This is a genomic window from Allokutzneria sp. NRRL B-24872 (assembly GCF_002155965.1).
In the GTDB taxonomy this organism is placed as follows: domain Bacteria; phylum Actinomycetota; class Actinomycetes; order Mycobacteriales; family Pseudonocardiaceae; genus Allokutzneria.
In genome coordinates, this window is record NZ_MUMH01000183.1 from 1 (window position 1) to 10,126 (window position 10,126).

The 10,126-nt window shown below is 70.9% G+C and carries 11 protein-coding genes; 7 read left to right on the plus strand and 4 right to left on the minus strand.

What is annotated here, in order from left to right:
- Positions 1-239 precede the first annotated feature (239 nt).
- Complete coding sequence (locus tag CCN37_RS34375; protein ID WP_086829064.1) at positions 240-833, plus strand: DinB family protein; 594 nt, start codon at positions 240-242, stop codon at positions 831-833.
- A 3-nt stretch (positions 834-836) separates the two neighbouring features.
- Here the strand turns inward: CCN37_RS34375 and CCN37_RS34380 are convergent, their stop codons facing one another.
- Complete coding sequence (locus CCN37_RS34380; RefSeq protein WP_086829067.1) at positions 837-1,679, minus strand: alpha/beta fold hydrolase; 843 nt, start codon at positions 1,677-1,679, stop codon at positions 837-839.
- Positions 1,680-1,750: 71 nt separating this feature from the next.
- Between CCN37_RS34380 and CCN37_RS34385 the strand changes: the two genes are divergently transcribed.
- Both CCN37_RS34385 and CCN37_RS34390 read left to right on the plus strand, forming a co-directional pair.
- Complete coding sequence (locus CCN37_RS34385) at positions 1,751-2,308, plus strand: CGNR zinc finger domain-containing protein (protein ID WP_210408331.1); 558 nt, start codon at positions 1,751-1,753, stop codon at positions 2,306-2,308.
- Positions 2,309-2,320: 12 nt separating this feature from the next.
- Complete coding sequence (locus tag CCN37_RS34390) at positions 2,321-2,725, plus strand: thioesterase family protein (RefSeq protein WP_086829069.1); 405 nt, start codon at positions 2,321-2,323, stop codon at positions 2,723-2,725.
- An 86-nt stretch (positions 2,726-2,811) separates the two neighbouring features.
- Here CCN37_RS34390 and CCN37_RS34395 read toward each other — a convergent pair whose 3' ends face one another.
- The 3 genes from CCN37_RS34395 to def are packed head-to-tail and all read right to left on the minus strand — an operon-like array spanning position 2,812 to position 5,716.
- Entirely contained in the window at positions 2,812-4,242 is a 1,431-nt protein-coding gene (locus CCN37_RS34395; protein WP_086829072.1) for an RsmB/NOP family class I SAM-dependent RNA methyltransferase, read from the minus strand.
- Positions 4,239-5,165 (minus strand): methionyl-tRNA formyltransferase, encoded by a 927-nt coding sequence (gene fmt, locus CCN37_RS34400; RefSeq protein ID WP_086829084.1) that lies wholly within the window; start codon positions 5,163-5,165, stop codon positions 4,239-4,241. The genes CCN37_RS34395 and fmt overlap by 4 nt, the downstream gene beginning before the upstream one ends.
- Positions 5,165-5,716, minus strand: coding sequence for a peptide deformylase (def, locus tag CCN37_RS34405; RefSeq protein WP_086829074.1), 552 nt, complete (start codon positions 5,714-5,716; stop codon positions 5,165-5,167). Before def ends, fmt begins: the two co-directional genes overlap by 1 nt.
- 113 nt (positions 5,717-5,829) lie before the next feature.
- On the opposite strand from def, the gene CCN37_RS34410 reads away from it, so the two are divergent.
- From CCN37_RS34410 to CCN37_RS34425, 4 genes are all read left to right on the plus strand, one after another.
- Positions 5,830-6,441, plus strand: a complete 612-nt coding sequence (locus CCN37_RS34410; protein ID WP_086829076.1) for an RNA polymerase sigma factor — start codon at positions 5,830-5,832, stop codon at positions 6,439-6,441.
- Positions 6,438-7,763: a hypothetical protein gene (locus CCN37_RS34415; RefSeq protein WP_086829078.1), complete on the plus strand. Its 1,326-nt coding sequence runs from the start codon at positions 6,438-6,440 to the stop codon at positions 7,761-7,763. The genes CCN37_RS34410 and CCN37_RS34415 overlap by 4 nt, the downstream gene beginning before the upstream one ends.
- Before the next feature lie 331 nt (positions 7,764-8,094).
- On the plus strand, positions 8,095-8,907 hold the full coding sequence (locus tag CCN37_RS34420; RefSeq protein ID WP_210408332.1) for a hypothetical protein: 813 nt from the start codon (positions 8,095-8,097) through the stop codon (positions 8,905-8,907).
- The coding region (locus CCN37_RS34425; protein ID WP_143261948.1) for a glycosyltransferase at positions 8,904-10,126 on the plus strand (1,223 nt) is incomplete at its 3' end. The genes CCN37_RS34420 and CCN37_RS34425, both read left to right, overlap by 4 nt.

A 10,126-nucleotide genomic window follows, 5' to 3' on the forward strand; every position in this document is an offset into this window, starting at 1 on the left:
AACACCACGATCGACAACCTGAGGCCGAAGTGCCGTCGGCATCACCGGATGAAGACGCACTCCAACTGGACCTGCACCAACCAAGACGACGGCACCCACACCTGGACGACACCGAGCGGGAAGACCGAAGACGTCCACCCCACGCCCATCGCCGAACCCGCCCCGTTCTGATCGAGGACAGAAGTTGACCGCAATGGTTGGCAGACTCGCCTCCAACACCGAAACCTGGAGGCACCGCGATGTACGCACCCGCTCAGCACGATGAGATCACCGGCCTGGTCAACTACATCGGTGAGCAGCTCACGGCCATCCGCGCCGCTGCCCTCGGCCTGACCGAAGAGCAGGCGCGCGAGACGCCGTGCCGGAGCGCCCTGTCGGTGGGAGGCATCATCAAGCACACGGCCTTCGTCATGCGCGGAGCGTTGGAGCGGTTGGAAACCACGGTCACCGAGCAGCCGATGGACGAGGCGGCATGGGCCGAGTTCACCGACAGCTTCACGGTGCGCGACGACGAGACCGTGGCCGGGACGATCAAGGACTTCGACCAGCTGCGCGCTGAGCTGATGGACGCGATCGCGGGGAGCGATCCGGCCGCCGACGCGGTGTCGCCGCCCGCGCCGTGGCACGGGATCTTCGACGCTCGGCCGATCAACGCCCGGTACTTCCTGGTGCACCTGATCGAGGAGTGCGCCCGGCACGCGGGGCACGCCGACATCATCCGCGAACAGATCGACGGGATGGCGGTACCGGCGCTGGTGCTCACCCTTGAGGGAGCGACCGCCAACGACTTCTTCCAGCCGTACCAGGCCGCCCCGGGCACACTCCTGGCCTGACGGCTAAGCCAGGAAAGCACGCAGCTCCGCCAGAACCTCTGCAGGACGTTCCTCCGGCAGGAAATGGCCGCACTCCGGAATGGGCCCGCCCCGGACATCGGTGGCGTACTCGCGCCAAATCTCCAGGGCGGGCAGTGAATTGAGCAGCCCGGCTCCGCCCCACAAGGCGAGAACAGGCATATGCACCCGGAGACCAGCGTCGAAATCGGCGTCGTCGAGGGCGGCGTCGTGCGAAACGGAAGCGCGGTAGTCGTCGAAACCCGCGCGGAGCGCTCCGGGGGCGGAGAAAGCGCGGACGTATTCGGCGACCGCCTCGGCGTCGAGGCCGTGGCGGTTGACGGTCCACTTCTCGAAGAAATGGCCGAGGTAGCCGGCGACGTCATTGCCAACGAGGCGCTCCGGCAGATCAGGCTGGAGGTGGAACAGCATGTGCCAGTAGGCCGCGCCGATCTTGTCGTCCATGCGCTGCCACATCGCCCGCATCGGCACCACGTCCAGCACGGCGAGGCGTTCCACCTGGTCCGGGCGATCAAGGGCCCAGCGGTGGGCGACGCGCGCACCCCGATCGTGCCCGACGACCGCCGCGCCGGAAAAACCGAGAGTTTCAATCAACACTGAAACGTCGGAGGCCATAGTGCGCTTGTCGTAGCCGTCCCTGGCCTTGTCGGTCCTGCCGTATCCGCGCAGGTCGGGGGCGATGACCGTGTGATCGCGGGCCAGATCGGGGAGCACGTGGCGCCAGCAGTGGCTGGTCTGCGGCCAGCCGTGCAGCAGCACGACGAGCGGCCCGTCCCCCTCGCGCCGGTAGTGCATCCGCAGCCCGTTCACCTGGGCGACCTCATCCATCACCGTCTCCTAACCGTCTAAGGTGGTTAGAGACGGTAGCTGGGGCAGACTCTCCGGGCAAGGAGGGGACGATGGCGATGCGGGACTGGATCTGGGACGGCGGGCGGGCGAGCGTCGACCTGGTGAACACGCTGCGCGACCGCAAGATCGGCTGCCGGGAACTGCTCGACGACACCGACGCGCTCGCGGAGTGGCTGCGGCTCGCCAAGCTGACCGAGCACGGAGACGTGACCGCCGAGCACCTCGTGGCGATTCGGGAGCTGCGCGAGGTCGTCGACCGCGTGCTCCGGGGCGAGCTGGCCGACGCCGACATCGCCGCGCTCAACACATGGGCGGCGCGGCATCACCAGCCGCCGCCCCAGGTGCGCCTGACTCCCCGCCGCGAGCTGACCGCGCACGTGCTCACGCCGGAGGACCCGGTGGCGTCGGCGCTGGGGGCGGTCGCGGTGGACGCGATCGAGCTGTTGTTGGAGGCGCGCCCGCCGACGATCAGGATCTGCGCGGCGGAGACGTGCGGGTTGCGCTTCGTGGACCGATCACCGGCGCGCAACCGGCAGTGGTGCTCGATGGCCCGGTGCGGCAACAGGGCGAAGGCGCGGCAGCACTACGCGCGCCGCAAGATCACGTAGAGAGGGGACAGCGTGAGCTACGTGCACTGGCAGGACGTGCCGACGCGGTGGAAGGACAACGACATCTACGGCCACGTGAACAACGCGGCCTACTACTCGTTCATGGACACCGCGATCAACACGTGGCTCATCGAGAGCGGCGGCCTCGACATCCACGGCGGTGACACGATCGGCCTATGCGTGGAGTCGCACTGCTCGTACAAAGCACCCGCCGCGTTCCCGGAAACGATCGCGGTCGGAATGCGCGTTGGCCACCTCGGGCGCTCCAGCGTCCGTTATGAACTCGGCCTCTACCGCGATGACGACCTGCTCGCCGAAGGCCATTTCATCCACGTCTTCGTGGACCGCGAGACGCGGCGACCCAAGGAGATCACCGCGCCTCTGCGACCCGCGCTGGAGTCACTGCTGATCGACTAGGACAGCCTGTCCCGCATGTGGACCGCGCCGAGCGCCTTCCGATGACGCCCACGGCGCGGTCACGAGCACTCTTGCGCGAAGCCGCCCTACTGCTCCGGGCGGCGGAACAGCGCGCAGAACATCGCGTCGGTGCCGTGCCGGTGCGGCCACAGCTGCACGTACGGCCCGTCGCCGAGGTCGGGGACGCCGGGGAAGTGCTCGCGCGCGTCGATCACCTCGAACTGGGCGCGGCGAGCGGCGTCGACGGCGATGCCGACGGTCTCGGACAGGTGCGGGGAGCAGACCACGTAGCCGACCACGCCACCGGGCCTGACCAGCTTGAACGCCGAGCGCAGCAGCTCGCGCTGGATCTTGGTCAGCCCGCCGACGTCCTCGGGCTTGCGCCGCCAGCGCGCCTCGGGTCGCCTGCGGAGCGCGCCGAGGCCGGTGCACGGGGCGTCGACGAGCACGCGGTCGAAGGAGCCTTCCGGCAGCTCGGGGTCGCGGCCGTCGCCGACGTGCACGGTGACCGGGAGGCCCTCGGTGGCCTGGCGGACGAGCTTGGCGCGGTGCTCGGCCTGCTCGACGGCGTCGAGGGTGCCGCCCTGGATCGCCACGAGCGAGCCGAGCAGGTTCGCCTTGCCGCCGGGGCCCGCGCACAGGTCCAGCCAGCGCTGGTCGCTGCCGCTCACGGGCACGCGGCTGAGCGCGACCGCGACGAGCTGACTGCCCTCGTCCTGCACGGCGGCCAGGTGCTGGCGGATCGGCTCCAGGTCACCGGGGTCGCCGGAGTCCAGGTGCACGCCGTAGGGCGAGTACGGCGCGGGCTCGCCACCGGTGATCGCGGCCAGCTCGTCGGCGCTGATCTCCCCCGGCCGGGCGAGCAGGTGCACGCCGGGCCGGGCGTCGTCGGCGGCGAGGGCGTCGGCCAGCTCGTCACGAGCGCCACCGAGCGCGTCGGCGAAGGACTGGGCGATCCACTTGGGGTGAGCCGTGCGCAGCGCGAGGTTGCCGATCAGGTCGGTGTCGGCGGACGGGGCGAGCTGTTCGACCCACGCCTGCTCGTCCTGCTGGGAAACCTTGCGCAGCACGGCGTTGGCGAATCCGCCCGCACCGCCACCGGCTTCGACCCTGACCATGTCCACACTGGAGGCGACAGCGGCGTGCGCGGGAATCCTGGTGCGCAGCAACTGGTACGCGCCCAGCCGCAGCACGTCGAGCACGCGTCCGTCCACTTCGGACAGAGGACGGTCGGAGCACGCGGCGAGCACGGCGTCCAGCAGGCCCTGCGCACGGCTCGTCCCGTAGCCGAGCTCGGTGGCCAGCGCCGCGTCCCTGCCGGTGATCTTGCGCTCGCGCAACAGCTTCGGCAGCACGAGGTTCGCGTAGGCGTCGCGCTCGCGCACCGCGCGCAGCGTCTCCAGCGCGGCCATCCGCGCCGGGTCCAGCTCAGGCGGGCGCCTCGGTGACTCGGTGCGCCCGCGCGGCGGTCCCGAGTTGCGCGAGCCGCCCCGCCTGCGTGGCTGGTTGAAGGTCATCCGAGTCGTTCTCCAGCTTCGATGCGGGTGCCGCGCGCCCAGTCGGTGGCGGCCATCCTCTTCTTGCCCTGCGCTTGAACATCGCTGAGCTGCACGGCGGTGGTGGCGGTGCCGACGAGCACGCGCCGCTTCTCCACCCGCAGCTCTCCCGGCGCCAAGCCGGTGTCTCCGGTCGGGAGCACGGGGCCGAGCTTGAACCGCTCCTCGCGGAACAACGCCCACGCCCCCGGTTCCGGGGTCACCCCGCGCACCAGGCGGTCGACCGCCGTCGCGGGCGCGGTGAAGTCCACGCGCGCGTCGTCAACGGTGACCTTCGGTGCCAGGCTGACGCCCTCAGCGGGCTGGTCGACGGCGACCAGCGTGCCGTCCTCGATGCCGTCCACAGTGGACAGCAGGAGGTCCGCGCCGGAGACCGACAGCCGCTCCAGCAGCTCCCCCGCGGTGTCGCGCTCGCGCACCTTCTCCGTCACCACACCGAAAACCGGCCCGGCGTCGAGCTCGCGGACGATGCGGAAGGTGCTCGCCCCGGTGATCTCGTCACCGTGGCGCACGGCCGACTGGACGGGCGCGGCGCCACGCCACGCGGGCAGCAGCGAGAAGTGCAGGTTGATCCACCCGTGCTTGGGGATGTCCAGCGACCGCTGCGGCAGCAGGGCGCCGTAGGCCACCACCGGGCAGCAGTCGGGCTCCAGCTCGGCGAGCCTGGCCAGGAAGTCGGGATCGCCCGCCTTGGCCGGGGTCAGCACCTCGATGCCGTGCTCGTCGGCCAGCGCGCCCACTGGCGAGCGCTGCATCTTCTTGCCGCGACCGGCGGGCGCGTCGGGGCGGGTCACCACCGCGACCACCTCGTGCCGGGGCGCGTCGAGCAGCGCGCGCAGCGACGGCAGCGCGACCTCCGGGGTCCCCGCGAAGACCAGCCTCATCACGCGCCTCCCTTGCCGAAGAACGGGTGCGGGCTCTCCTTGATCACCGGGACGCCGCCGTCGAACCACTCCGCGGCGCGGATCTCCCGCAGCGCCTGCTTCCTGGTCTCGGCGTCGAGCCGGTCCACGAACAGCACGCCGTCGAGGTGGTCGCTCTCGTGCTGGATGCAGCGCGCCAGCAGGTGGCTGCCCTCGACCTCGACCGGCTCGCCGTGCATGTTCCAGCCCTTGGCCACCACGTGCAGGTGCCTGCGGCAGTCCCAGCTCATCCCGGGGATCGACAGGCAGCCCTCGGGCCCGTCCTGCTCCTCATCGCCCACCACGTCGAAGGTCGGGTTGATCAGGTGCCCGGCGAAGCCGTCGCAGTGGTAGGTGAACACGCGCAGGCTCACCCCGATCTGCGGGGCGGCGATACCGGCGCCGCCTTGGGCCTCCATGGTGTCCCAGAGGTCCCGCACGAGACCGCGCAGCTCCTTGTCGAAGTCCACCACCTCGGTGGCCCTCGTCCTCAGGACGGGGTCGCCGAACAGGCGAACAGGCTGAACGGTCACGTATCTCCTCTGACATTGCTCGACCCCGCGAGCGGGTCGTCGTGCGCCGGTGCGCCCAGTCTACGAACCTGACGGGGACGCAACGGCGGAGGGCGGTGCGGCCACTCCCCGGTATGACGACTGCGACGAGGCTGCTCGCGGTGACGGGACGGAGCGTGCCGGTGACAGAACCCCCAGGCGACCGCGAGCTGTGGCTGCGCGCGGCCAACGGCGACCGCGACGCCTTCGGCGAGCTGTTCGAACGGCACGCCGAGGCCGTGTGGAACCACGCCTACCGGTTGACCGGCTCGTGGGCCACCGCCGAGGACCTCGCCTCGAACACGTTCCTGACCGCGTGGCGCAAGTGCGGCGAGATGGTCCTGGTCTCCGAGAGCGCGCTGCCCTGGCTGTTCACGGTCGCGGGCAACCTGGCCCGCACGGAGACGCGCAGGCTGATGCGCTTCCGGCGCGCGGTGGACCGCCTCCCCGACCCCGGCGTCGTGCGGGACCACGCCGACGGCGTCGCCGAGCAGGTGGACGGCGACCGCCGGGTGCGCGAGGTGCTGGCCGCCGTCGACCGGCTGCCGAGGGGCGAGCGCCAGGCCGTGCAGCTGTGCCTGCTCGGCGAGCTGTCCTTCTCCGACGCCGCGTCCGCGCTCGGCATCGCCGAGTCCAGCGTCCGCGCCCGCATCTTCCGCGCCAGGGCGAAACTGCGCGCGGTCCTGCCCGAAGGAGCCTCCCGATGAGCGACTTCGACCTCCCCCCGAAGCGCGCGCTGCCCTTCGAGGTGCGCGCGAGCATGCGGACCAAGCTCAACGAGGAGATGAACCGCCCTCGCCGACGCTCCCGCAAGTCCCTCGGCGCCCTGTTCGCCACGGTGACGCTGCTGACGGGCACTGCGGTCGGCGGTCCCCTGCTGCTCGGAGCCGGGGACGAGGGACTCCAGGACGGCGGCATGCCGGACTTCTCGGCTCGCCAGCACGACAACGAGGTGGCCAAGAGGACCAAGGACAAGGACGTCGACCTGGAGCGCTGCCGCCGAGCAGCCCAGGGGGAGCAGTTCGGCCAGCCCTCCCGCTGGCGCGCGGTCTTCCGCGTCTACACACGAAACGGCCACCTCACCGCCATCAGGAACGAGGGCGTTCCGGTCTTCTGCCACGCCACGAGGACGCAGGTGCACCTGTTCACCGCGCCGAGCGGGACCGAGCACGTGGATCACACCGTGAGCCTGCAAGCCGTCTCGGAGTTCGGTTTCCTCGCGGGCAGCACCAGCCCCGACTCCGTCGCCGTCGACACGCGGATCGAGGACTACACGGTGCGCAACGGTGTTCCGAAGTCGTCGAGCTTCAACCAGAGGGACATCGTCATCGACGGGTTGTTCGTGATCGCCCCACCGGACAACGCCGGCGCGGTGACGCTGACCGCCGGGGGTGTGCGACGGCACCGGGTGACCAAGCTCGGCCACCGCCGCCCAGAGCCGACTCCGGCGGTCACCGTCACCGACCGTCCGCTAGGTGCGGACCGGAGTTCCCCGCTGGGTGTGGAGCTGGCCGCGTGCATCAGCAAGGCATCGGCAACGGGCCCCCGGCGCGTGACCGACGCCGAGAGCTGGGCCCCGGCGTTCCGGCTCGACCTCGGCGCGCACGGCACGGCCGTCGTGGCCAGGCTGGACGCCTACCTCGGTGTGTGCAGGACCGTGGACGGCCGGAGCGAGTTCGGGACGCTGATCAGTGACGGCAGCCAGGGGCTCGACCGGCCGCTCTCGGCGGCGGAACCGGTGCTACCGGGCTCCCTCACGGTCAACGGCCTGCTCGTGAGCAGGTTCTCCGGGCGGGTCGCGCCGGAGGTCCGATCGATGACGCTCGTCGGCCCGAAGGGCCAGGAGCTGCCCACCCTCCTGGGCAACGGCGTCTTCGTCGCGCTGCCGATCCGGCCGATGACCATGCGCGAGGAGGCCGAGGACCGCACCGTCGAACACCCCGACGGGAGCTGGCGGGCCCGGATCGTCGAACGGATGCCGGAGGGCACCGACCGCACGAGGGTGGTGCCCGCCTTCAAGTACGTCTGAGCCTCTCCCACCACCGAGCCGGGTCCCGCGTCGAGGGGCCCGGCTCAGTGTTCTTCGCCGTAGTTCCCGGCCTTCGCACTGTGGCTACCCCCAGGAAACCCTGGGGGGTGATCCTCAGTTCGCACTGAGAGGTTCCGGGTAGTCCGGGGGTATTCCCTGATGGTTCCGTTCGGCGACGCCCACAAGAGTTGGTCGTGTGATGGAACTGACCGTGCTTGCCGTTGCGCTGGCCGCGCTGGGCGCCTGCTGTTACGCGGGTGCGGCTCGGTTGCAGCACTCCGCCGTTCGCACCATCACAGTGCGAGCGACCAGTACCGGGGAGCGCCTGAAAATGGCTTCCCTGCTGGGTTTGCTGCGCGATCGGCGATGGCTGGCCGGTCTGTCGCTGCTCGTCGGCGGCACCGCGCTGCACGCCGTCGCGGTCGCCATCGGGCCGCTGATCGTGGTCCAGCCGGTCGGAGTGCTCGCCCTGGTGCTCGCCGCCGTGCTCGACGCCCGCCGGTCCGGCGAACCCCTTACCGCACAACGTCTCGCGCCCGTTCTCACCGCCACGCTCGGCATGGGGCTGTTCGTGGTCCTGGCCGCGGGCAACGCCACCTCCTCGCTACCGCCGCTGACCGCCGCCACCGACGCGCTGCTGATCACGGTCGGCCTGCTCGCGGTGCTCGGCCTCGTCGGCGCGCTGAGTTCCGGTGGCCTGCGCTGCCTCGCGCTCGGTGTGGCGGGCGGCGTCTCCTACGGACTGATCTCGGTCCTGATCCGCCTTGTCGCACAACGATTCCAGCTCAGCGGGGAGATCGATCCGCTGGCCGTGCTCGGTGTCGTCGGGGCGCTGCTGGTCGGCGGCTGGTGCGTCCAGCAGGCCTACGCCAGCGGTCCCCCGCACATGGTGGTCGCGTGCCTGACCGTCGTCGACCCGCTGGTCGCGGTGGGCATGGGCGTCGGACTGCTCGGCGAGGCAGCGGGCACCAGCCCCGCCGTCGCCGTCCTCGAACTGGCCTGCGCCGCCGTCGCGCTGGCCGGAGTGACCCTGATCGCCTTGCGCGACAACAAGAAACCCGCACCCTCGGGTGCTGCTGATCCCGAGCGGGTGCTCGTCGCCGCTCACGCCACGTCACCCCTCACGGACAGGACCGAACCATGACCAGCAACCGTCCACTGCGGATCGTCATCGGCGCCGACACCTTCCCGCCGGACGTCAACGGCGCGGCCAACTTCGCCCACCGGCTCGCGGTCGGCCTCGCCTCGGTCGGCCACGAGGTGCACGTGCTGTGCCCGGCTCCCGCCGCAGACGCGGAGATGCTCGCCGGAGTCGACGCCGTCGACGGGATCACCGTGCACCACCTGAAGTCCTACCGATGGCCGTTCTACGACAACTTCAGGTTCTCGGTGCCGTGGAAGGTGAAGGCCGAGACCGAGGAGCTGCTGTGGCAGATCCGCCCCGACGTGGTGCACTCGCAGGCGCACTTCGTCGTCGGCCGCGCGCTGTCGAAGACCGCACCGGCGCTGGGAATCCCGCTCGTGGCGACCAACCACTTCATGCCGGAGAACCTCTTCGCGCACGCCAAGGTCCCGCGCTGGTTCCGCAGCACCGCCTCGAAGCTGGCCTACCGCGACCTCGCCAAGGTCTTCGGCAGGGCGCAGGTGGTCACCGCTCCGACACCGCGAGCCGTGGAGCTGTTGCAGGCCAACAAGCTCGGTCGCGAGGCGCTGGCGATCTCCTGCGGCATCGACATCGACAAGTACCGCGGCGGCACCCCCGTGTCGCGGACCCCGGGCGCGCCGAAGACGATCCTGTTCGTCGGCCGGCTCGACGAGGAGAAGCGCGTCGACGAACTGCTGCGCGCCATGGCGAAGCTGCCCGAGGAGCTGGACGTCCGCGCGGAGATCGTCGGCGGCGGCAGCTGCGAGAAGTCCCTCGCGGCGCTGGCCGACAAGCTCGGCATCGCCGACCGCGTGCGCTTCCTCGGCCGGATCAGCGACGAGGAGCTGGTGCAGGCCTACGCCCGCTGCGACCTGTTCTGCATGCCCGGGATCGCGGAGTTGCAGAGCCTGGTCACCATGGAGGCGATGGCCGCGGGCAAGCCCGTCGTGGCCGCCGACGCGATGGCGTTGCCGCACCTGGTGCACCCCGGCCGCAACGGCTGGCTGTTCCCACCCGGCAACGTGCTGGTGCTCGCCGCGCGCCTGGCGCAGGTCCTCGGTGACGAGCAGATGCTCAAGCGGATGGGCGCGGCCAGCGCGGAGATGATCGCCCAGCACGCGATCTCCGCCACCCTGGAGCGCTTCGAAGCCCTGTACCGCAAGGTGATCGCCGACGTGCACGGCGAGCTCCGGCTGATCCCCCGCACCCACCCCACCCC

Coding starts and splice junctions, on each gene's coding strand:
- CCN37_RS34375 (WP_086829064.1), top strand. CDS start 240: ATGTACGCACCCGCTCAGCACGATGAGATCACCGGCCTGGTCAACTAC.
- CCN37_RS34380 (WP_086829067.1), bottom strand. CDS start 1,679: ATGGATGAGGTCGCCCAGGTGAACGGGCTGCGGATGCACTACCGGCGC.
- CCN37_RS34385 (WP_210408331.1), top strand. CDS start 1,751: ATGGCGATGCGGGACTGGATCTGGGACGGCGGGCGGGCGAGCGTCGAC.
- CCN37_RS34395 (WP_086829072.1), bottom strand. CDS start 4,242: ATGACCTTCAACCAGCCACGCAGGCGGGGCGGCTCGCGCAACTCGGGA.
- fmt (WP_086829084.1), bottom strand. CDS start 5,165: ATGAGGCTGGTCTTCGCGGGGACCCCGGAGGTCGCGCTGCCGTCGCTG.
- CCN37_RS34410 (WP_086829076.1), top strand. CDS start 5,830: ATGACGACTGCGACGAGGCTGCTCGCGGTGACGGGACGGAGCGTGCCG.
- CCN37_RS34415 (WP_086829078.1), top strand. CDS start 6,438: ATGAGCGACTTCGACCTCCCCCCGAAGCGCGCGCTGCCCTTCGAGGTG.
- CCN37_RS34420 (WP_210408332.1), top strand. CDS start 8,095: ATGGCTTCCCTGCTGGGTTTGCTGCGCGATCGGCGATGGCTGGCCGGT.